Source organism: Mycobacterium sp. NGS35 (assembly GCF_059812855.1).
The window spans coordinates 195,589-215,381 of sequence record NZ_JCALDL010000005.1 but is presented as its reverse complement, the minus strand read 5'-3'; the positions used below and the strand labels follow the sequence as shown (position 1 = coordinate 215,381).

The window sequence follows — 19,793 nt, the reverse complement described above, 5'->3', positions numbered from 1 at the left end:
CCGCTGCGGTGTCGAATAAGAATTACAGGTTTGCCACGGAAGGGCCATCGATGAGCATCGAGCACACGAGCGTGATCGCTCACCCGCTACCGGAGGTGTTTTCGTGGCACGCCCGGCCCGGAGCAATGCCGCGGCTGATGCCGCCGTGGCAACCGTTGACTCCGCTGTCTGAGGCGGAATCACTGGCCGACGGGCGGGCGGTGCTCGGTCTTCCCGGTGGTTTGCGCTGGGTCGCTGTCCACGACCCGAAAAGCTATGTGCCGCAACGACAATTCGTCGACGCGCTGGCCATCGGCGGGTGGCGGCACACCCACCAGTTCAGCGAAACAAGCGCGGGCCACACGCTCATGCGCGACCGGGTCGACACGCCGGTCCCGGCGTGGGTGTTGCGTCCGATGTTCGTCTACCGGCACCGCCAACTTGCCGACGACCTCACCGCTCACCGCACCGCAGCCGAGCACGGCTTCACCGCACGAACCATCGCCCTCACTGGTGCCTCCGGCCTCGTCGGCTCTGCGCTGTCGGCGTTTTTGACCAGCGGCGGCCATCGCGTCATCCGGCTCGTACGACGCCCGGCCGCCGGCCGCGATGAGCGCTACTGGGACCCGGGCGATCCGGCGCCGGATCTGCTCGACGGTGTGGATGCCGTGGTCCACCTCGCGGGCGCATCGATCGCCGGTCGGTTCACCGCTGAACATCGGCGCGCGATCCGAGAGAGCCGCGTCGAGCCCACCCGGCTGCTCGCCGAAGCCGCCCAAAGAGCCGACAACGGACCGTCGGTGTTCGTCAGCGCCTCGGCCATCGGGTTCTACGGTTTCGACCGCGGCGACGAGGTGCTCACCGAACACAGCGAGCGCGGCGAGGGCTTCTTGGCCGACGTCGTGGCGGACTGGGAGGCCGCAGCCGCAGCGGCAGCACCGGCCGGCCTGCGGGTGGTGACGGTGCGCACCGGCATCGTCCAAGCCGCCCGCGGCGGAACCCTGCGGCTGCTACGGCCGGTCTTCGCCAGCGGCCTCGGTGGCCGGCTGGGCGCCGGCACGCAGTGGGTATCGTGGATCGGCATCGACGATCTGGTCGACGTCTACCACCGGGCCCTGTGGGATGGCCGGCTAGCCGGACCCGTCAATGCCGTTGCGCCACAGCCCGTTCGGAATTCCGAATACACCCGGACGCTGGGCGGCGTGATGCACCGCCCCACTCTGCTGCCGATCCCGGCGTTCGGGCCGCGATTGCTACTGGGCGCAGATGGCGCCCGCGAGCTGGCTGCAGCCAGCCAGCGCGTCGCTGCGCGCCGCCTCCTCGAGGTCGGGCACCGGTTCCGCCATCCGCGACTCGCCGATGCGCTCAGCCAGCAATTGGGCCGCCTGCGCGATTGAGCTGCAAGCCGTAGACACGGGCGGCGTTGCGGAAGCCGATCAGCTCGGCCACCCGGATCGCGTCGGCTTGACTCCACTGCCCGGCGTCGACGAAGCCCTGCAGCACATCGCGAATCGCGTTGCGCCACAGGGCTGCTCCGAGATAGTGCAGCTCGGCCGGTCCGAACCCGTCCGACGAGTACAGGATCTTACGGAACGGCGCAAGTTCGAGCAGCCGGCCGACCACTCCGCGGCAACGGGCCCCGAGGTGGTTGATCGACAGGCCGCCGTCGACGTAGACGTTGTTGAACGCCTGCGCCAGATAGCCCGCTTCCCGCTCGTACGGATAGCAATGCAACAGCATGATCGGGGTATCGCCACTGGCGCGGAGGAAGTCCAGCAGCAGCAGCGGATTCGTCTTGTGAAGGTCGCAATCGCGGTCGCCCAGACCGGCGTGAAGCTGCAACGGCTTTCGCAGCCGCAGCGCGCGGTGCAGCCCGAACCGCAGGAGCACGCGGTCGGTGAGCCGGCCGCCGCTGTCTCGCCACCGCGCGGCCGCGTCGGTGACCTCGGCGGCGGACGGCTCCGACAGGTCCCCGTCGAAACCGCCGCGATACGCCAAGATCGACTTGGTCGCGATCGCGCCGGCCGCCCGCCGATGCAGCTGCTCGTCGAACGCGTCGGCGTACCCGCCACCGGCAGCCCGAGCTTCCTCGGCGACCGTTTCGAGCCGCACCACTTCGTGAGCACGGCCGCCGGACAGCGCGGCCAGGTCGTCGAGGCCCGTCACGTCACCCGAAAGTCCGGTATCGACAAGCCAATCCGACACTCCCGCGCGGGGCAGGAAAACCCGGGCCAGGTCCGCTTCGCTGAGCTCGCTGCGGCGCTGCCAGTACTCTTCCGCAGCCACATGCGCGCTCAAGCCCAGCAGCGGCGCGCAGTGCGCGCGGACGGCGAACCCCAGCTGGGTGTCGAAGCCGGAATCGAACTCGGCGATCGGTTCGGTGTTGGCTTCGTTCAACGCGTTCTCGAAACGGGCCCGGTCACCGCTGCGAGTCCAGCAGCCGTGCACGTGGTGGTCGACCAGCGTCAGCCGGGCGACGTTTTCGGCGAGAGCCGAGGCGGTCACAGACTCCACGCCATGCGGAACGTGTCGGCCAGTTCGGCCGGTTTCAACGTGCCGTACGTGTCGTGCTCGTAGCGGCGCACCGCGACGGTGACGTCGACGGCAGCGTCACCGAGGATGGCGCGTATCCGCCGCGACCCGTCAAGCGCGTCGAGCACCGTGGCTTGATCCGTCGGCAGCGCGAATACGCCTGCGTGGCGGCGTTGTTCGTCGGGCAACGACGCGGGGTCCACCGCGACTTGCGGTGGCAGCGGCGTGCGGTTCTCGATCCCGTCGAGGGCCAAGCCCAGGATCGCGGCAGATGCGAAATACGGATTGGCCGAAGCGTCGACGACCTTGACCTCGACATTGGCGCCGTGCGGGTTGGCCGGGCCGCCGAGAAGAAACCGCACCGCCGCTTCACGGTTCTCGGTCCCCCAGCAGACGTTGGCGCCCGCCCAGGAGCCCGGCTGCATTCGCAATCCGGAGACGACGGAGCCGCTCAGCACGCCCTGCGCTTCGGGCAGGCCGGCGAGAATTCCTCCGATCGCGTGCTCGCCGTCCGGCGTCACTCCCTCCACGCCCGACCCGCCGGAGAACACCGGTTCGCCGTCCTTTGTCAGCGAAAAGTGTTGATGTGCACCGGATCCCACGCTGCCGGCGAATGGTACCGGCGAATAGGTGACGCGTGTGCCGTAGCGGCGCGCCACCCGGCCCACAATCAGCCGCATCAGCACCAGCTGATCGGCAGCGGCGACCGGCGCCAACGGTGACAAGGAAATCTCGAACTGGTTGGCGCCGTACTCGGGGTGGAACTGCTCGACGCCGATTCCGGCAGAGGCGGCCGCTGTGGTGACGTCGCGCACGAAGTGCTCGTGTTCGAGCACACCGGCGAGGCCGTATTGCGCCCATAGCGCCGAAGGCAACCGGCTGCCGTCAGGACCGACGAGCAGGAACTCGATCTCGTGGCCGAACGACGCCTCGAAGCCGGCGCGGCGAGCGCGCTCCTCGACGCGGCGCAGGGTGCCGCGGCTGCACGCCGGTATCGGGTCACCGTGCTGGTCGAAGAAGCAGCCCGGCGCCCAGGCCAGCCCGTCTCCCAACGTGCGAAGCGCGCCGAGGTCCAGCCGGATGCGCTCGTCGCCGACCACGCCGATGTCTTTGGTGAAGGCGATGCCAGTCTGGTCGATCGTGAAGACGTGCCACACCGGGCTGGCACCCAAGCCGGGATCGGCGAATGCCGACAACCGGCGCGGTGGCACCATTTTCGCGTGCGTGAGGCCGGCAGGGTTCACCACGGTGCCGATCACGGTTTCGATGCCGCCGGCGTCGAGCTGAGCGAGGGATGGTGCGGCCGGCGCTTGGTCTGTCATCTCAGACATTGTGCCGGGCGCACACCCGCGACGAGGTGTTACCGCATCACACCAATTCGGCCCAGGAATTACGTACGCTGCGAAGTGCGATGACGACAGACCACTGCGCGTTCGACGCCCTCGTCGGCCTCCTCGACTACCCCATGTTCGTGGTCACCACGCGTTCCGGTGACCAGCGAGCCGGTTGCCTCGTCGGGTTCACGAGCCAGGTCAGCATCGATCCGTCGAGATTCTTGGCCGGGCTGTCGAAGAAGAACTACACGTTTCGGGTCGCCAGCCGAGCCACCCACCTGGCGGTTCACCTGCTGCCTCACCAACGCCGTGATGTAGCTCGGCTTTTCGGCAGCGAAACCGGCGATCGCGTGGACAAGTTCTCCCGCTGCGCGTGGCAGCCGGGACCCGAGGGGCTGCCGATTCTCACCGACGCGGTCGGCTGGTTCGCCGGACGCATCTTGAACCGGTTCGACGTCGGCGACCACGTCGGATTTCTGCTGGACCCGATCGCCGGACATGCGCCCGAACGGCTGGGCGACCTCGTCACCTTCGCCGACGTACGCGACCTCGAACCAGGCCACGAGGCGTGACGCGGGTTTGCCGGACACGAGCGGGGGCACTCCTTACCGGTAACCGGCTGACACAGGAGGGCTCATGCACGCCGAACGCTTCCGACACCTGCTGAATGCGGAGGGACCGTTCGCTTCCGTCTACTTCGACGATTCCCACGACACACAGGACGCCGAGGCGCAGCTGGAGCTGAAATGGCGCGGGCTGCGCGAACAGCTCGAGCAGCAGGGCGGCGCAGCGTTGGCCGATGTGATCGAGCCGGCGGTACTCGGGGCGCGGCCGCCGGTGGGCCGCAGCGGCCGAGGCATCGTCGCGGCCGGTGACACCGTCCTTCTCAACGAGCACTTGATCCGCCCGCCCGCCGCGACCGTCGCTCGGGTATCGCCGTTGCCGTATTTGGTGCCGTTGATCGAGCACGCCGCCGAACAGCACACCTATCTCCTGGTGGCCGTGGACCACGCGGGCGCGGACATCACCGTGCACCGAAACGACCACGACCGCAGCGAAACAGTCGACGGCGGCGGGTATCCGGTGCATCACGCGCAGAGCGCTGAAACGCCGGGCCGCGGCGACCCCCAGCGCGCCGCCGAAAATGCGCAAGCCAAGAACATCCGCGCGGTCAGCGAGCGGCTGGCATCGCTGGTGGACGTCACCAAGGCCGAGGTCGTGTTCGTGCTCGGGGAAGTGCAGTCGCGGTCGGATCTGATCGCCGATCTGCCGGAGCGCGTCGCCGACAAGGTGGTCGAGCTCAAAGTCGGCGCCCGGCACAGCGGAATCGACGACGACGAGGTGCGTCACGCGATCGACTCGGAATTCCTGCTGCGCCGCGCCGCGGTGATCGACGATGCGGCGCAACGATTTCAGGCCGGCCTGTCACACGATCTGGCTGTGGAAGGTCTGGACGGCGTGTGTGCGGCGTTGCGCGACGGCGCCGTGGAGACGCTGATCATCGGCGACCTCGGCGACGTGACCGTGGTGATCGGCGACGCGGTGACCAGTGTCGCCCCCAACGAGAACGTGCTGTCTGAACTGGGCGAGGCGCCGCGGGTGGTGCGCGCCGACGAGGCCCTGCCGCTGGCGGCGGTGGCGATCGACGCGAACCTGGTACGCACGGACGAGCGGATCTCGCCAGCCGACGGCGTCGCGGCGGTGCTGCGGTACGCCCGCAGCCACCACTAGCCCATCTACGGGTGGATGACGTGGTTCGGGTCGGGTTTGCGTGACGGCAGCGCTTGGCTGTAATCGCCGAACCGGCCGTCGCGTTCGGCCACCGCTGACGAAACACCTTGCGTCGCAGCCTGTTCGATGAACGCATGTGCCTCGGGGATGTTTCGCATGATGCCATCGAGAATGGCGCCCAATGTCTGCGTGGACGCCAGCCCCATGTTGTCGTAGGCCTGGTTGACCATCAGTTTCTGGGCGGCGAGTTGGCCCATTGGCAACGAGGCCAGCTCTGAGGCCTGCGCTGCGACCACCGCTTCCAGTTCGGCGAACGGCACCGCCTGGTTGATCAGCCCTACGTCCGCTGCTTCGCGGCCTGACAGCGGCCGGCCGGTCAGCGCATGATATTTCGCGCGGGTCAGCCCGAGGCGGTAGATCCACATCCCGGACAGGTATGCGCCCCAGACCCGCGAGTACGGGGTGCCGATCTGTGCGTCCTCGCTGGCGATCACCACATCAGCGCAGAGGGCGTAGTCGCTGCCGCCGCCGATGCACCAGCCGTGCACCTGGGCGATCACCGGTTTGGGTGAGCGCCAGATGCTCATGAACTTCTGGTGCGGCGACGTCGCAGCGGCCGTGGTGTGGATCATGTCCTTGCCGGGATCCCAGCGCCCGTCGGTGCTGAAAACCTCTGCGCCGTAACGGAATCCGCCGCCGAAGTCGTAGCCCGCACAGAATGCGCGGCCTGCGCCGCGCAGCACGATCACCTTCACCGCCTGGTCGCGTACGGCGGTGTCGACGGCGTCTTCGACTTCGTCGGGCATCGGCGCGACGATGGTGTTCAGCGCCTCGGGCCGGTTCAGCGTGATCCGCGCGATCGGGCCGTCGGTGTCGTAGAGGATGGTTTGGTAACTCATCCAGGTCAGCTCACACCGTGAGCTTGCAGGCCTGGCCGATGTCGAGCGTGCGCAGCACCCGGCCCATGCCCAGCCACAGGGCACACGACAACGCCAGGTCGGCGAGGATCTCGTCGGAGAAGTGCTGCCGACAGCGCTCCCAGAAGTTCTCGTCGTCACGAAGGCCGGTGTGATCCGCCGCGAATCGCGCAGCGAACTCGGCTGCCAGCCGTTCCTGCTCGCTGTAGCCGGCCCAGGTGCGCCACTGGGGCACGTGCGCGTAGAACTCCTCGTCGACACCGGCGGCGGGACCGTCGCCGAAGCGGGTGTTCTCGCACACCGCGCACTCGTTGTCCAGTGCGATGACCATGCGCGCGATCTCGCGGAGCCGCAGCGGCAGCCGGCTGCGGTGGTAGACGGCGTCGCTGAAATTCGCCAGTGCGCCGCCCAATTCGGGTGACGCGGCGAACCAGCCGACGAGGTCGTCGTCGGCGAAATTTCCGATCCGGCTCATGGCACGCGATGCTACGCCGTGTCACCCCGTCCTGTAACACGTTCTAGTTCGACGGCGATCAGCGCTTGTCTTCGGCGCGTCCGGTGCCGCCGACGTGGGCCGGCCCGGTCATGTCCTGGCCGCGGTCAGTTTCCGGCGCCTGCGATGCCGGCTGCTCGCTGGCCGGCGAGCCGGTGGCGCCGCCGGGTGTGGATCCGGGCGCCGGCGCCTTGTAGTCCGCGTCGGCCTGCGGTCCGCTCGCTCCGCCCGTTCTGGCGTCGGCTGCCTGGTCGGCGGTGGTGCCGGTCGCGGTGCTGGTCTGCCGCCCTTCGTACGGCGGCACGGCCGGTTTCACATCCTGCGGTGGCAGCTCACCTGTGGCGTCCTTCGGCGCCGCTTTGCCGCCGCCGCCGTGAGTCGGCACTGTCTCATCGCCCTGATAGCTGTCCGACGGCCGGTCTGTCGGACCACCAGACGGCTGGTCTGATCCGGTGTCCCGCGAGCCGGGAGCGCCGCGTTCCTCTTGTGGTTCTTCACCGAGGTGTTCGCTAGGGCTGCTCATGATCTCTCCTCTATCACCGCCGCGCCGTTGCGACGGTGCCAGCGGGCTACCCCACGCCCAGCAGGTGGAAACCGGCTACGCGGCCGCCGCCGCCGGCGCTTCTTGCCGCCGCTTGAAGGCGATGAGCGGGGGCTTGGGCGGCAGCGCCAACCGCACGATCTTGCGGACGACGGTGCCGAACTGACGGTGCAGCGGCCCGGTGTGGTACGGGATCCCATAGCGCTCGCAGATCTCGCGCACCTCGACGGAGATCTCGGCGTGGCGGTGCGCCGGGATGTCGGGGAACAGATGGTGCTCGATCTGGAATGACAGGTTTCCGGTCAAGATGTGAAAGAGCTTGCCGCCACTCAAGTTCGCCGAACCCAGGAGCTGCCGGAAGTACCACTGTCCCCGCGTCTCCTCCGCCGTTTCCTCGACCGAGAACTCGGCGACGTCGTCGGGGAAATGACCGCAGAAGATGATCATGAAGGCCCAGATGTTGCGGGCCAGGTTGGCGGTCAGATTGCCCGCCGCCACGACGGGCGCGAAGGGACCGGCCAGCAGCGGAAATGCGACGTAGTCCTTGAGCAGCTGCCGGCGCGTCTTGCGCCACATTCCGGCGGCGACGTCACGCTTGTCCGACCAGCGCAGCTCACCGGACCGGATGCGTTCGGCTTCCAGTTCATGTGCGGCGACGCCATATTGGAACAGCACCATCAGCAGCAACGCGTACAGCGGATTGCCCAAGTAATACGGGTGCCAGCGTTGCTTGTCGCTCATCCGCAGGATCCCGTAACCGATGTCGCGGTCCATGCCCACGATGTTGGTGAACGTGTGGTGCATGTAGTTGTGCGAGTGCCGCCACTGGTCAGCCGGGCAGGCGGTGTCCCACTCGAACCGGCGGCTCGAGAGGGCCGGATCGCCCATCCAGTCGTACTGTCCGTGCATGACGTTGTGGCCGATCTCCATGTTGTCCAAGATCTTCGACAGCGCGAGCATGGTGGTGCCGGCCAGCCACGCCGGCGGCAGCACGCCGGCGGTCAGCAGCGCGCGGCCGCCGACCTCGAGTGCCCGCTGGGTCTTGACGACGCGACGGATATAGGTCGCGTCCCGCTCGCCGAGGTCGGCCACCACGCGCTGGCGCAGCGCGTCGAGTTCGCGGCCGAAGGCTTCTGTCTGCTCCGGGGTGAGGGTCACATGTGTGGTCATCGTGAATCTTTCTTCTACAAGGCAAGTTCGACGTCACCGACGGGCACTGACACGCAGATCTGCACGTCCTGCTCGTCGGTGGTCGAGACCGCGCCGGTGATCAGGTTGCGGACGGCGCCGCGGGTCTTGCGGCGTGTGCAGGTGTGGCAGATGCCCATGCGGCATCCGCTGGCGGGTGTCAACCCCGCGTCCTCGGCCTGCTCGAGAAGTGAACGCCCATCGCTTTGCCTGTCGATCCCGCTGTCGCTGAACAGGATTCGGCCTTCCACCCGCTCCGTCGGCACGTCGAAGACCGGGGGCACGAAGCTCTCGGCCCGGACGTTCTCGCAGTGGTCGCGGACGGCGTCGGCCAGCGACGGCGGCCCGCAGACGTACACGGCCTGCGGCGACGGCATTGCGGCGGCGAGGTGGGTGGCGTCGAAGTGGCCGCGCAGGTCGCCGTCGCCGGAGCGGGTGAAGCCATGCAGTACCCGCACGCCCGGCATGGCGTCGAGCTCGTCGCGGTAGCAGGCCTCCCGCGCCGAGCGGGCGTAGTGCACCACCGCGACGTGCCCGTCGTACTTCTCGGCCCTCAGCGTCCGAAGCATCGACATCACCGGCGTGATGCCGCTGCCCCCGGCCACGAACAGGATCCGGCGCGGCCGCGGGTTCGGCAGCACGAAGTCACCGCCCACGCCGTCGAGGCCCACCACCATGCCGGCCTGCGCATGGTGATGAAGGAACGTCGAGACCAGTCCGCTCTCATGGAGTCCGACGGTGATCTCGATCAGATCCGTGTGCTGGGCGCTGGCCGGCGAGTAGCACCGCGTGTGGCGGCGCCCGTCGATCTCGACGGTGAGGTTGACGTGCTGGCCCGCGGTGAACCCGGGGAAGGCGGCGTTGGGCGCCAGGGTGAGCGTCACGCTGCGCGGGGTCCGGTGTTCGACGGCGACCACCTTCGCCCGGGCGTCGGCCAGTGACCATGTGGGCGCCACCAGCTCGGTGTAGCGATCCACGCCGTGGGGGCCGGTGAGGAGGTCGACCAGGCCGGAACCCAGCACCCGCCTGGCGAGTGTTTGAGTGAACATATGTATACCGTTGCGGGGCGAGCGGGCCAATGTCAACGGAAAAGTGCTGGTTGTGGTAGGCTTCACATCAGTGAACAGTCGTACGCCCAGCTCACGGTCGCGGCGCTCGCGCGCTTCCGACACGCAGGAGAAGGTCTCTCGCGGCGAACGAAAAGAAGCCACCCGGCGCGCGATCGTCGCAGCCGCGCTCAAACTCCTCGACGATCGCAGCTTCAGCGCGTTGAGTTTGCGCGAGGTGACGCGGGAGGCGGGTATCGTGCCGGCCGCGTTCTATCGGCATTTCGAGTCGATGGAAGCGCTCGGGCTGGTGCTCATCGACGAGTCGTTTCGGGTGTTACGTGACATGCTGCGCTCGGCGCGGGCCGGCAAACTCGACCCGAATCGAGTGATCGAGTCGTCCGTCGAGATCGTCGTCGGAAGTGTCGCGGCTCAGCGCGAGCACTGGCGGTTCATCGGCCGGGAGCGCAACAGCGGGGTTTCGGTGCTGCGGTATGCGATTCGCACCGAGATCCGGCTCATCACGTCCGAACTGGCCACCGACCTCGCTCGCTTCCCTGCTCTCAATGGCTGGAGCACAGAGGATCTCAACATCCTTGCCAGTCTGTTCGTGAACTCGATGATCGTGATCGCCGAGGCCATCGAGGATGCACCGGACGCTGCCGCCCAGGAGGAAATCAAGCATGCCGCGATCAAGCAACTGCGCATGATCGTCGTGGGCGTGGCAGGGTGGCGCAGCAGCGAAGGGCCATGACAACGCCGATGACGAGCGCGGCGCTGGCTGAATAGCACGACCGTTCACCGGCATTCAGAGGCAGTGAGAACGGTACGACGAATCTGCCCCCATGCTGACCGACGGCCACACGAGCGCGTGCAAGGCAATCCGCGGCCACCAGGTTTGGCTTGCCGAAGCGACGGGGACTCGGCAGAGAGCGGCGGGCTGGGGCTGGTTGCGCCTGCGCTCGCTGTTAGGCGATGAAGGGGTCGCAACCCAACGTTAAGAAGCTAGCGGCTGGCCCCCATCGCCGACCGCCTCGAACTCAATTGCTGGGCGGTCGCGATACGCACTGCGCGGCATAGAGTTGCTCGCCGAGCTTGTCCATCAGCTCCAGCTGCGTCTCCAGCCAGTCGATGTGCTTCTCTTCGTCTGCCAATATCCGCTCGAACAGCGTCGCTGTGGTCGAGTCCTGCTTCTCGCGGCACAGAATGATCCCCGGGCCGAGGCGCGCCTTCACTTCGTACTCGATCGCCAGGTCGCTTTCGAACTGCTCGCGCAACGACTGCCCCACGCGCAGTGAGAACAGCCGCTGGTAGTTCGGCAGGCCATCCAGCAGCAGGATGCGGTCGGTCACCCACTCGGCGTGGTGCATCTCCTCGAACGACTCTTCGCGCGTGCGCTTCGCAAGCTCGGTGAATCCCCAGTTCTCCTGCATCTTGGAGTGCAGGAAGTACTGATTGATCGCCGTTAGCTCACTGGTCAATTGTTCGTTGAGCAGCTTGAGGACTTCGGGGTCACCTTGCATGGCTCATGAATCTAGTCCATGCCAAAAGGCCACGCCGTCATTCGGGGTGGCAGCGAGACGTGTCACTTGACAGTAGGTAAGCCTAACCTGTTGGCTAGGGAAATGCGTTCGAAGCGGGGGCGGTGACGAGTCGCCATGTACGTCTGCTTGTGTACCGGAGCGACCAGCCACGAGGTCGCCGACGCGGTCTCGCGGGGAGCGTCGACCTGCAACGAGGTCGCCAAGGCGTGTGGTGCAGGATCGGACTGTGGCCGCTGCCGGCGCACGGTGCGGGCGATCATCGCCTCCGCGGCGCCCGGCAATTGCGGCGCCTGCGAGCGCAGCGGAGCCGTCCGGTTGCTCGAAAGGGTTTGAGCGCCAAGGTCATTCGACGTCAGGATCCCGTTGGGCTCAGCGAGCCCACTTGGGGACGATGAACACACCTTCGGCCTGGACCGTGACCCCCTCGTCGTCGGCGAGATGGCCGACCGCGAACGTCTTGACACCCTCCACCCGGTCGATCGTGGCCTCGGCGTGCAGCGCGCCGAGCCGGGTCGCCCGCAGGTATCGCAGCGTGATCGTGCCCGTCAGCGCGGGCCGGGGCGGGTTGCTCGCCGCTTCGCCGAGAACATGGTCGAGCACCAGAGCGCAGACCCCGCCGTGGACATGTCCGGGCGGTCCTTCGTAGGGCGCACCCAGGTGAAAGTCCGTCCATACCTTGTCGCTGTCGCTGTCGGGGTCGCGGTGCAGCACCAGCGGCGGCGCGATCGGGTTGCGCACGCCGATCGCCGGATTGCCCCACGCCATCCCGTTTCCCTCGCCGGTGTAGCGCACCCCGAACGGACCGGGCAGCTGCTTTGTCCGCAACCTGGCCGTTGCGGCGTCGATCTGGGCTGTCACCTCGGCCACCGTCTCGGCATCCACCTCTGTCCGGATCGTGGCGTCGATCAGTTCACGCACCGACTGCGTCAGCGGCTCGTAGACCTGCCGCAGCCGCGCGATCTCCTCGGCGGTGAGGTCGTGGTGCGTGAACTCCAACATGGTCGCTGATGCTGCCACAGTGCTCGGGCGCGAACGGAAGTAGGACGTAGACTGCCCACCCGTGGCGCTCGCCTGGGTAGAACACGCGATCTGGTGGCAGCTCTATCCGCTCGGTTTCGTCGGCGCCTTTCCCGCCGACCCTCCGCCCGGCCCGGACGAGCACCGGTTGCGGCGCATCGCTGGATGGTTTGACCACACCGTCGAGCTCGGCGCCTCCGGTGTCGCGCTCGGGCCGATCTTCGCCTCGCGCACACACGGATACGACACCGTCGACCACTACCGTATCGATCCGCGCCTGGGTGACGACGCGGACTTCGACTTTCTGGTCGGCGAGGCGCACCGCAGGGGGCTGCGCGTTCTGCTCGACGGAGTGTTCAACCACGTCAGTGGCGACTTCGGCCGTCCGGATTGGTTTCGCCTGGCCCACAACGGCTTTGACACTTTCGAAGGCCACGGTGAACTGATCACGCTCGATCACTCGAATCCGGAAGTCGTCGACTACGTCGCCGCTGTGATGAGCCACTGGCTGGACCGCGGTGCCGACGGTTGGCGGCTCGACGCGGCGTACGCGATGCCGGATGAGTTCTGGGAAGCGGTCCTTGCACGCGTGCGCAAAGCCCATCCGCAGGCCTGGTTCGTCGCCGAGGTGATCCACGGCGACTACACCGCACGCGTCGAGGCAGCCGGCTTCGATTCCGTCACGCAATACGAGCTGTGGAAGGCGATCTGGAGTTCTCTGAATGACGGCAACTTCCACGAGCTCGACTGGGCGATACAGCGGCACAACGACTTTCTGACCGCGTTCGCGCCGCTGACCTTCATCGGAAACCACGACGTCACGCGGATCGCGAGCCGGCTGGACGACGCGCGGCACCTGGCACATGCTTTGGTGATTCAGATGACCGTCGGCGGGGTGCCGAGCGTCTACGCCGGCGACGAGTTCGGTTACCGCGGCATCAAGGAAGAACGCTTCGGCGGCGACGACGCGATCCGGCCTGAATTCCCCTCGGCCCCTGAGTCGCTCGCCGGCGAGGCCGAGGAGCTGTTGCGCCTGCACCAGTTCGTGATCGGGCTGCGGCGCCGCCACCCGTGGCTGTATCGCGCCACGACCACGGCCGTGCAGCTGGACAACCGCAGCTACGTCTACACCAGCCGCCACGGTGACGATGCACTACTGGTGGCGCTGAACATCGACGACACTGCCCTGCCGGTTCGCTTGCACGACATAGGAATTGGGCGCGCCCAGGTGCTGGGCGGCACCGGGGCTTCCGAGCTGGCCGTCTTCGATGAGGCTGTGGTCGCGCCGCACGGCTGGCTAGTGTTGCGGCCGCAGGCCTAGCAGCGCCAGGGTGGCGGGGTCTTCCTCGCCGCCGTAGAACTTCTCGAGAAGCTCGACGAATTCACGATTGTCGTCGGTTGCCTGCGCGAACAACGTCATCGACGAGCGCACCTTCAAATTGTCCGGCCAGCCGAAGATCTCGTCCACCAAGGCACCCTCGATGGCGTTGACGAGCGTGGTGCATTCCCGCAGCCGCGGGCCCAGGATGGGGTGCTCAAGGTACGCCCGCGCCTCGTCGAGCGACGAGATCGCGAACTTGGCCGCGGTCGGACTGCGGCCCAGCCCCGCCAGCTGCGGGAAGATGAACCAGATCCAGTGGCTGCGCTTGGCGCCGGCCCGCAGCTCGGCGACCACCCTGTCGTAAACCGGGGCCTGCGCGTCGACGAACCGCTGCAGATCGAACGGGTCGCTCATGGTCAGCCCGTCATGCTCGGGATCACGGCGTCGATCAGATGCGGGCCAGGGCTGGTGAGCGCATCGGCGAGCGCGGCGGTGAATTCTTCGGCCGTGGTGGCGCGCCGGGCCGGCACTCCCATGGCGGTGGCCAGCGCGACGAAATCCAGCCGCGGCGGGTCGAGGTCGAGCAGTGCCTGCGCGCGCGGCCCGGGCGCTCCGGCGGCTTGTGCGCCGACTCTCTGCAATTCCAGCCGCAAGATGTCGTAGGCGCCGTTGTTGTAGATCACGGTGGTGACGTCGAGTTGCTCGCGGGCCATGGTCCACAGTGCCGACGGGGTGTACATCGCCGAGCCGTCGGCCTGCAAACACAGCACGTGGCGTCCCGGCGCGGCGACCGCTGCGCCCACCGCGGCCGGCAAGCCGTACCCGATCGCGCCGCCGGTCAGCGTCAGCCAGTCGTGCCGCGGCGCGCCCGCGGTCGCGCTCGGCAGTGTGACCCCCGCGGTGTTGGACTCGTCGACCACGATCGCGTTCTCGGGCAGCAGCGCGCCGACCGCCGCGGCGACGCTCACACCGGTCAGCGCGCCGGTGGGCAGTGCCGGCCGGCTGAGCTGCGCCACCGTCGCTTGCGCGTCGCTGGCGACCTCGTCAGCCAACGCACGCAGCGCGGCCGTGGCCTGACCCGGCTCGGCGAGCACGTGGACCTCACACCCCGGCGGGGTGAGCTCACTGGGCTTGCCGGGGTAGGCGAAGAAAGACACCGGTGCCCGAGCGCCGGCCAGAATCAACCGCGCCGCGCCGTCGAGTTGGGCGGCCGCGGCTTCGGCGAAATAGCCAAGCCGTTCGACGGCCGGCAATCCCGCACCTCTGCTGAGTTTGGCCGGGAACGTCTCACACAGCAGTCGTGCCCCGGTTGCCGCCGCGATGCGCGACGCCGCCACCAATCCCTCTTCCCCGGTCGCGTCGCCGCCCAGGAACACCACCGTCGGCTCGCCGCTGCGCAGTATCTTCGCGGCGCCCTCGACCGCCTCGTCGGACCGCGATGTGATTTCGGCGCGCTCGTCGACGCTGAGCGTGGTTTTGCGCGCAGGAATCGCGGCGCCGCCGGTCCACGACACGTCGGCGGGAAGGATCAACGTCGCGATCCGGCCGGGCGCCGCGGTGGCCACGGCGATGGCTTCGGCAGCGTCGGCACCCACCTGCGCGGCGGACATCGAACGGCGCACCCAGCCCGAAACACTGTGCGCCACAGCGTCGATGTCGGACTCCAGCGGTGCGTCGAAGCACTTGTGGTACGTCGCGTGGTCACCGACCACCACGACCATGGCCACGCGGGCCCGTTTGGCGTTGTGCAGGTTGGCCAGCCCGTTGCCCAGACCCGGACCCAGATGCAGAAGCACGGCGGCGGGCCGTCCGGTGACGCGTGCGTAGCCGTCCGCCGCTCCGGTCGCCACCCCTTCGAACAGTGTCAGCACGCCACGCATCGCCGGCACGGCGTCCAGGGCGGCGACGAAATGCATCTCCGACGTGCCGGGATTGGCGAAGCAGACGTCGACGCCGCCGTCGACAAGTGTGCCGAGCAGTGCCCGCGCGCCATTCATGGTTCTGCAGGCTAGTCTGCTGGCTGACCGGCGATAAGGAGCGGCCAGATGAAGCGGCGGTTGCCCAGGCCCCGTGAGTTCGCGCCGCTCATTCGTTTCAAGAAGCCGCTGTTGAATCCCATCAGGCGGCGGTTGGCAGCCGCGCTGACCATCGAGGATCTACGGACGCTCGCGCGCCGGCGCACGCCCAGAGCGGCGTTCGACTACACCGAAGGCGCTGCGGAGGAAGAGATTTCATTGGCGCGGGCGCGCCAGGCATTTCGCGACATCGAGTTTCATCCCGAGATATTGCGAGACGTCTCGCACGTGCGTACCGGCTGGGACGTGCTCGGGGCCCCGGCTGCGCTGCCGTTGGCCGTCGCTCCCACCGGGTTCACCCGGATGATGCACACCGAGGGTGAGCTCGCCGGCGCGACCGCCGCCGGACAGGCCGGTATCCCGTTTACGCTGTCCACCCTGGGCACCAGGTCGATCGAAGAAGTCCGTGCCGCAAACCCCAACGGCCGCAACTGGTTTCAGTTGTACATGTGGCGGGATCGCAGTGCCTCGATGGCGCTGGTGGAACGCGCGGCTCGAGCCGGCTTCGACACACTACTGGTCACCGTCGATGTGCCTGTGGCAGGGGCACGCCTGCGTGACACCCGCAACGGCCTGACAATCCCGCCGCAACTGACCGCCCGCACCATTGCCGAGGCGCTGCGGCATCCCCGGTGGTGGATCGATCTGCTGACCACCGAGCCGCTGAGCTTCGCCAGCTTCGACCGGTGGCCCGGCACAGTCGCCGATCTGCTGGACACCCTGTTCGACCCGACGATCACGTTCGACGACCTGGCGTGAATCAAGGAGCAATGGCCGGGCAAGTTTGTGGTCAAAGGGGTGCAAACCGTCGAGGACGCGCGGCGCGTGGTGGAGCTCGGCGTCGACGGGATCGTGCTGTCCAACCACGGTGGCCGCCAACTCGACCGCGCACCGGTGCCGTTTCATCTGCTGCCCCGGGTTGTCGCCGAATTCGGTTCGCACGTCGAGATTTTGGTGGACACCGGGGTCTTGTCCGGGGCCGACGTCGTCGCCGCGGTGGCCCTCGGCGCGCGGTGCGTGCTGGTCGGGCGCGCCTACCTGTACGGGCTGATGGCCGGCGGACGGGCGGGCGTCGACCGGGCGATCGAGATCCTCGCAGGCCAAGTCCAGCGGACGATGAGGCTGCTCGGCGTGACCTGCCTGGAGGAGCTGGCGCCGCGGCATGTGACGCAGCTGCACCGATTGACGCCTCACGGGAGCGTCGGCAGCTGATGTAGCTCGCCGGTCGCGCTGTTGACCAGAGCGGCGCGGTCTGCTCTCGCCTGCAGTGGCAGCACGTCGAAGGCGCCGATCCCCGCGAGAAGCCACAGCCTGCCGCGGCGGAACAGTCCGACGCCGTCAAAGGCGAACTCCACCGGCGAACCGTCGGGCAGGCCGGCCAACGCCACAGGTATCAGTTTCGGCCATGCGGGTGATCGCCTTCGGTCGGCGCGCGACATGACCGAAACGACAAGGAGCTGGTTCGGGGGCTGATGCAAGTCGCCGGCACACCTACGCACGCGGCCGGCAGGCGGTTCGCGACGCGAAACGCGCCGACATGCACGACGACCTCCGCGAAAGCGTTGTGGCGGACACGGCCGACTCCTAGGTTGGACACAGCGGTCACCCCGCGGAAGGAGTCGTCATGCCCGACGGTAAGCCGAACATCCTGGTGATTTGGGGAGACGACATCGGTATCACCAACCTGTCCTGCTACAGCGATGGCTTGATGGGTTACCGCACACCCAACATCGACCGCATAGCCAACGAGGGCATGCGGTTCACCGACTCCTACGGCGAGCAAAGCTGCACCGCGGGGCGGGCGGCATTCATCAGCGGACAGAGCGTCTACCGCACCGGGATGAGCAAGGTCGGCGTGCCGGGAGCCGATATCGGTTGGGCCGCAGAAGATCCGACGATAGCCGAACTCCTGAAGCCGCTCGGATATGCGACCGGCCAGTTCGGCAAGAACCACTTCGGTGACATGAACAAGTACCTGCCAACTGTGCACGGCTTCGACGAGTTCTTCGGCAATCTGTACCACCTCAACGCCGAAGAGGAGCCAGAGAACGTCGACTACCCGCACAAGGATCAATTCCCGCGGCTGTACGAGTTCGCGCTACCCCGCGGGGTGCTGAGGTGTAAGGCCATCGACAAGGTGTCGCAGGAGCCCGACGACCCGAAGTTCGGACCGGTCGGTAAGCAGACCATCGAGGACACCGGGCCGCTGAACAAGAAGCGAATGGAAACCATCGACGACGAGATCGTGGGCGCCACCCTCGACTACATCAGACGCCAGCACGAGGCCGCCAACCCGTTTTTCGTGTGGTGCAACTTCACGCACATGCACTTGTTCACCCATACCAAGCCGGAAAGCGTCGGGCAGGCCGGGCTATGGCAATCGGCTTATCACGACACGATGATCGACCATGACCGCAACGTCGGTCAGGTGCTCGACCTGCTCGACAAGCTCGGCATCGCCGAAGACACGATCGTCATCTACTCGACAGACAATGGCCCGCACCGCAACAGCTGGCCCGACGGCGGCACCACGCCGTTCCGCAGCGAAAAGGACACCAACTGGGAAGGTGCGTTCCGGGTGCCGGAGATGATCCGCTGGCCCGGCAAGATTGCGGCAGGCGCGGTGTCCAACGACATCATTCAGCACCACGATTGGCTGCCCACTTTGGTTGCAGCTGCGGGCGATCCGGGCATCATCGACAAGCTGAAGACGGGCTCCACCGTCGGCGACAAAGAATTCAAGGTGCACATCGACGGCTTCAACCTGCTGCCGTACCTGACGGGTGAGGTCGAGCACAGCCCGCGTCGGGGATTCTTCTACTTCTCCGACGACGGCGACTTGGTTGCGATGCGGTTCGAGAACTGGAAGGCCGTGTTCATGGAGCAGCGCTGCCCGGGCACGCTGCGCATCTGGGCCGAACCGTTCACCGTCCTGCGGGTGCCCAAGCTGTTCAACCTGCGCACCGATCCGTTCGAGTATGCCGACATCACCTCGAACACCTATTACGACTGGTTCATCCGGCGGGCGTACCTGGCCTTTTACATGACCGCGATGGCAACGAAGTTCCTCGACACGTTCCGCGAATTTCCGCCCCGTCATCCACCGGCCAGCTTCAGCGTGGACCAGGCCGTCGAGAAGTTGCACCAGTTCCTCGCCAAAGATTGATGCTCGAGTCGTGGAACGACGGGCCCGCGAAGTCGGCGATCGTCGACTTCGTCGAGCAGGTGATTGCTGACGTCGAACCTGCTTCTCGGGTGGCGGTTTTCGACAACGACGGCACGCTGTGGTGCGAAAAGCCGACGTACATTCAGCTGGACTTTTTGATCCGGCGCCTTGTCGATCAGGCGGCCGCGGACCCGTCGCTGCGAGAACGACAGCCATACAAGGCGGCCGCCGACGGTGACCTGGCATGGTTCGGCGAGGCCGTCACCAAGCACTATCGGGGCGACGACAGTGACATGAAAACCCTTCACGCTGCAGTGTTTTCGGCGAATGAGGCGATAACTGTCGACGAACACGCGCAGCGGGTGCTCGACTTTTTCGCCTCGGCCAAGCATCCGACGCTGGGGCGGCCGTATCTGGCGTGCGGCTACCGGCCCATGGTCGAGCTGCTGCGTTATCTGGAAGCCAACGGGTTCGCCACCTACATCGTGTCCGGAGGCGGCCGGGATTTCATGCGGCCGATCACCTTCGGCATGTACGGCATCCCGCCCGAACGCGTCGTGGGCAGCTCCGTCGGACTGATCTACCGCGACGGCCACTTGTTCACCACCGCGCAGCCGGAATTCCTTGACGACGGGCCGATCAAGCCGGTTCGGATATGGGGGCGCACCGGCCGCCGGCCGATTCTGGCTGCCGGCAACTCCAACGGCGACATCGAGATGCTGCAGTACACCGACGGCCTGAGACTGCTGGTCCTCCACGATGACGCCGAGCGTGAGTTCGCCTACACCGAGGGTGCCGAGCGCGCGCTGGAGCTGGCCGGCGGGCCGGGCTGGATCGTCGTCAGCATCGAAAACGACTGGGTGAACGTCTTCTGACGACACGGCAGATTTGTTCGCGACACGCGAAGCG

General features: G+C 67.2%; 20 protein-coding genes and 1 pseudogene. 9 read left to right on the top strand and 12 right to left on the bottom strand.

Annotation, left to right across the window (positions count from 1 at the left end; genetic code table 11):
* Positions 1 to 50 precede the first annotated feature (50 nt).
* The gene (locus AC5Y4C_RS11375; RefSeq protein ID WP_499962804.1) at positions 51 to 1,376 is read left to right on the top strand and encodes a TIGR01777 family oxidoreductase; all 1,326 of its coding nucleotides are present in this window, start codon (positions 51 to 53) and stop codon (positions 1,374 to 1,376) included.
* Here the strand turns inward: AC5Y4C_RS11375 and AC5Y4C_RS11370 are convergent.
* Together AC5Y4C_RS11370 and AC5Y4C_RS11365 are read right to left on the bottom strand one after the other, a co-directional pair.
* A complete protein-coding gene (locus AC5Y4C_RS11370; protein WP_499962806.1) occupies positions 1,345 to 2,484 on the bottom strand; it encodes an amidohydrolase family protein in 1,140 nt (379 codons plus the stop codon). The genes AC5Y4C_RS11375 and AC5Y4C_RS11370 overlap by 32 nt on opposite strands.
* Positions 2,481 to 3,833, bottom strand: coding sequence for a type I glutamate--ammonia ligase (locus tag AC5Y4C_RS11365; protein WP_499962808.1), 1,353 nt, complete (start codon positions 3,831 to 3,833; stop codon positions 2,481 to 2,483). The genes AC5Y4C_RS11370 and AC5Y4C_RS11365 overlap by 4 nt, the downstream gene beginning before the upstream one ends.
* 89 nt (positions 3,834 to 3,922) lie before the next feature.
* Here AC5Y4C_RS11365 and AC5Y4C_RS11360 point away from each other — a divergent pair, with 89 nt between their 5' ends.
* Together AC5Y4C_RS11360 and AC5Y4C_RS11355 are read left to right on the top strand one after the other, a co-directional pair.
* The gene (locus AC5Y4C_RS11360; protein WP_499908346.1) at positions 3,923 to 4,417 is read left to right on the top strand and encodes a flavin reductase family protein; all 495 of its coding nucleotides are present in this window, start codon (positions 3,923 to 3,925) and stop codon (positions 4,415 to 4,417) included.
* 64 nt (positions 4,418 to 4,481) lie between these two features.
* Complete coding sequence (locus AC5Y4C_RS11355) at positions 4,482 to 5,576, top strand: Rv2629 family ribosome hibernation factor (RefSeq protein WP_499962810.1); 1,095 nt, start codon at positions 4,482 to 4,484, stop codon at positions 5,574 to 5,576.
* 5 nt (positions 5,577 to 5,581) lie between these two features.
* On the opposite strand, the gene AC5Y4C_RS11350 is transcribed toward AC5Y4C_RS11355, so the two are convergent.
* The 5 genes from AC5Y4C_RS11350 to AC5Y4C_RS11330 all read right to left on the bottom strand — a co-directional run bounded on the left by AC5Y4C_RS11350 (position 5,582) and on the right by AC5Y4C_RS11330 (position 9,764).
* A complete protein-coding gene (locus tag AC5Y4C_RS11350) occupies positions 5,582 to 6,475 on the bottom strand; it encodes a crotonase/enoyl-CoA hydratase family protein (protein ID WP_499962811.1) in 894 nt (297 codons plus the stop codon).
* Between the two features lie 10 nt (positions 6,476 to 6,485).
* Entirely contained in the window at positions 6,486 to 6,968 is a 483-nt protein-coding gene (locus AC5Y4C_RS11345) for a carboxymuconolactone decarboxylase family protein (RefSeq protein WP_499962813.1), read from the bottom strand.
* A 58-nt stretch (positions 6,969 to 7,026) separates the two neighbouring features.
* Positions 7,027 to 7,509: a hypothetical protein gene (locus tag AC5Y4C_RS11340; protein WP_499908354.1), complete on the bottom strand. Its 483-nt coding sequence runs from the start codon at positions 7,507 to 7,509 to the stop codon at positions 7,027 to 7,029.
* A gap of 75 nt (positions 7,510 to 7,584) precedes the next feature.
* On the bottom strand, positions 7,585 to 8,697 hold the full coding sequence (locus tag AC5Y4C_RS11335) for a fatty acid desaturase family protein (RefSeq protein WP_499962815.1): 1,113 nt from the start codon (positions 8,695 to 8,697) through the stop codon (positions 7,585 to 7,587).
* Between the two features lie 14 nt (positions 8,698 to 8,711).
* Complete coding sequence (locus tag AC5Y4C_RS11330) at positions 8,712 to 9,764, bottom strand: ferredoxin reductase (RefSeq protein ID WP_499962817.1); 1,053 nt, start codon at positions 9,762 to 9,764, stop codon at positions 8,712 to 8,714.
* A 70-nt stretch (positions 9,765 to 9,834) separates the two neighbouring features.
* On the opposite strand from AC5Y4C_RS11330, the gene AC5Y4C_RS11325 reads away from it, so the two are divergent.
* Positions 9,835 to 10,515: a TetR family transcriptional regulator gene (locus tag AC5Y4C_RS11325; RefSeq protein ID WP_499962819.1), complete on the top strand. Its 681-nt coding sequence runs from the start codon at positions 9,835 to 9,837 to the stop codon at positions 10,513 to 10,515.
* Positions 10,516 to 10,801: 286 nt separating this feature from the next.
* Here AC5Y4C_RS11325 and bfr read toward each other — a convergent pair whose 3' ends face one another.
* Entirely contained in the window at positions 10,802 to 11,284 is a 483-nt protein-coding gene (gene bfr / locus AC5Y4C_RS11320) for a bacterioferritin (protein ID WP_499908363.1), read from the bottom strand.
* Between the two features lie 135 nt (positions 11,285 to 11,419).
* Here bfr and AC5Y4C_RS11315 point away from each other — a divergent pair, with 135 nt between their 5' ends.
* Positions 11,420 to 11,638 (top strand): (2Fe-2S)-binding protein, encoded by a 219-nt coding sequence (locus tag AC5Y4C_RS11315; protein WP_499908365.1) that lies wholly within the window; start codon positions 11,420 to 11,422, stop codon positions 11,636 to 11,638.
* A 36-nt stretch (positions 11,639 to 11,674) separates the two neighbouring features.
* On the opposite strand, the gene AC5Y4C_RS11310 is transcribed toward AC5Y4C_RS11315, so the two are convergent.
* Positions 11,675 to 12,304 carry a PaaI family thioesterase gene (locus AC5Y4C_RS11310; protein WP_499962821.1) on the bottom strand — a complete coding sequence of 210 codons (630 nt, stop codon included), beginning with the start codon at positions 12,302 to 12,304 and terminating at the stop codon, positions 11,675 to 11,677.
* A 61-nt stretch (positions 12,305 to 12,365) separates the two neighbouring features.
* On the opposite strand from AC5Y4C_RS11310, the gene AC5Y4C_RS11305 reads away from it, so the two are divergent.
* Positions 12,366 to 13,643 (top strand): alpha-amylase family protein, encoded by a 1,278-nt coding sequence (locus AC5Y4C_RS11305; RefSeq protein ID WP_499962823.1) that lies wholly within the window; start codon positions 12,366 to 12,368, stop codon positions 13,641 to 13,643.
* Here the strand turns inward: AC5Y4C_RS11305 and AC5Y4C_RS11300 are convergent.
* Positions 13,620 to 14,057: a DUF1810 domain-containing protein gene (locus AC5Y4C_RS11300; protein WP_499962825.1), complete on the bottom strand. Its 438-nt coding sequence runs from the start codon at positions 14,055 to 14,057 to the stop codon at positions 13,620 to 13,622. The genes AC5Y4C_RS11305 and AC5Y4C_RS11300 overlap by 24 nt on opposite strands.
* Before the next feature lie 2 nt (positions 14,058 to 14,059).
* Positions 14,060 to 15,640, bottom strand: a complete 1,581-nt coding sequence (locus AC5Y4C_RS11295; protein WP_499962826.1) for an acetolactate synthase large subunit — start codon at positions 15,638 to 15,640, stop codon at positions 14,060 to 14,062.
* A gap of 48 nt (positions 15,641 to 15,688) precedes the next feature.
* Here AC5Y4C_RS11295 and AC5Y4C_RS11290 point away from each other — a divergent pair.
* Positions 15,689 to 16,930 (top strand): annotated as a pseudogene (locus AC5Y4C_RS11290) (alpha-hydroxy acid oxidase).
* On the opposite strand, the gene AC5Y4C_RS11285 reads toward AC5Y4C_RS11290, so the two are convergent.
* Positions 16,909 to 17,106 (bottom strand): hypothetical protein, encoded by a 198-nt coding sequence (locus AC5Y4C_RS11285; RefSeq protein ID WP_499908377.1) that lies wholly within the window; start codon positions 17,104 to 17,106, stop codon positions 16,909 to 16,911. The pseudogene AC5Y4C_RS11290 and the gene AC5Y4C_RS11285 sit on opposite strands and share 22 nt — an antisense overlap.
* A gap of 236 nt (positions 17,107 to 17,342) precedes the next feature.
* On the opposite strand from AC5Y4C_RS11285, the gene AC5Y4C_RS11280 reads away from it, so the two are divergent.
* Together AC5Y4C_RS11280 and AC5Y4C_RS11275 are read left to right on the top strand one after the other, a co-directional pair.
* The gene (locus tag AC5Y4C_RS11280; RefSeq protein WP_499962828.1) at positions 17,343 to 18,884 is read left to right on the top strand and encodes an arylsulfatase; all 1,542 of its coding nucleotides are present in this window, start codon (positions 17,343 to 17,345) and stop codon (positions 18,882 to 18,884) included.
* The gene (locus AC5Y4C_RS11275; RefSeq protein ID WP_499962830.1) at positions 18,884 to 19,759 is read left to right on the top strand and encodes an HAD family hydrolase; all 876 of its coding nucleotides are present in this window, start codon (positions 18,884 to 18,886) and stop codon (positions 19,757 to 19,759) included. Before AC5Y4C_RS11280 ends, AC5Y4C_RS11275 begins: the two co-directional genes overlap by 1 nt.
* Positions 19,760 to 19,793 lie beyond the last annotated feature (34 nt).

Excerpts from the sequence above, each read along its gene's own strand:
- AC5Y4C_RS11350 (WP_499962811.1), bottom strand. The coding sequence starts at position 6,475 with ATGAGTTACCAAACCATCCTCTACGACACCGACGGCCCGATCGCGCGG.
- AC5Y4C_RS11315 (WP_499908365.1), top strand. The coding sequence starts at position 11,420 with ATGTACGTCTGCTTGTGTACCGGAGCGACCAGCCACGAGGTCGCCGAC.
- AC5Y4C_RS11310 (WP_499962821.1), bottom strand. The coding sequence starts at position 12,304 with ATGTTGGAGTTCACGCACCACGACCTCACCGCCGAGGAGATCGCGCGG.
- bfr (WP_499908363.1), bottom strand. The coding sequence starts at position 11,284 with ATGCAAGGTGACCCCGAAGTCCTCAAGCTGCTCAACGAACAATTGACC.
- AC5Y4C_RS11375 (WP_499962804.1), top strand. The coding sequence starts at position 51 with ATGAGCATCGAGCACACGAGCGTGATCGCTCACCCGCTACCGGAGGTG.
- AC5Y4C_RS11365 (WP_499962808.1), bottom strand. The coding sequence starts at position 3,833 with ATGACAGACCAAGCGCCGGCCGCACCATCCCTCGCTCAGCTCGACGCC.
- AC5Y4C_RS11295 (WP_499962826.1), bottom strand. The coding sequence starts at position 15,640 with ATGAATGGCGCGCGGGCACTGCTCGGCACACTTGTCGACGGCGGCGTC.
- AC5Y4C_RS11280 (WP_499962828.1), top strand. The coding sequence starts at position 17,343 with ATGCCCGACGGTAAGCCGAACATCCTGGTGATTTGGGGAGACGACATC.
- AC5Y4C_RS11335 (WP_499962815.1), bottom strand. The coding sequence starts at position 8,697 with ATGACCACACATGTGACCCTCACCCCGGAGCAGACAGAAGCCTTCGGC.
- AC5Y4C_RS11345 (WP_499962813.1), bottom strand. The coding sequence starts at position 6,968 with ATGAGCCGGATCGGAAATTTCGCCGACGACGACCTCGTCGGCTGGTTC.
- AC5Y4C_RS11360 (WP_499908346.1), top strand. The coding sequence starts at position 3,923 with ATGACGACAGACCACTGCGCGTTCGACGCCCTCGTCGGCCTCCTCGAC.
- AC5Y4C_RS11300 (WP_499962825.1), bottom strand. The coding sequence starts at position 14,057 with ATGAGCGACCCGTTCGATCTGCAGCGGTTCGTCGACGCGCAGGCCCCG.
- AC5Y4C_RS11275 (WP_499962830.1), top strand. The coding sequence starts at position 18,884 with ATGCTCGAGTCGTGGAACGACGGGCCCGCGAAGTCGGCGATCGTCGAC.
- AC5Y4C_RS11355 (WP_499962810.1), top strand. The coding sequence starts at position 4,482 with ATGCACGCCGAACGCTTCCGACACCTGCTGAATGCGGAGGGACCGTTC.
- AC5Y4C_RS11340 (WP_499908354.1), bottom strand. The coding sequence starts at position 7,509 with ATGAGCAGCCCTAGCGAACACCTCGGTGAAGAACCACAAGAGGAACGC.
- AC5Y4C_RS11330 (WP_499962817.1), bottom strand. The coding sequence starts at position 9,764 with ATGTTCACTCAAACACTCGCCAGGCGGGTGCTGGGTTCCGGCCTGGTC.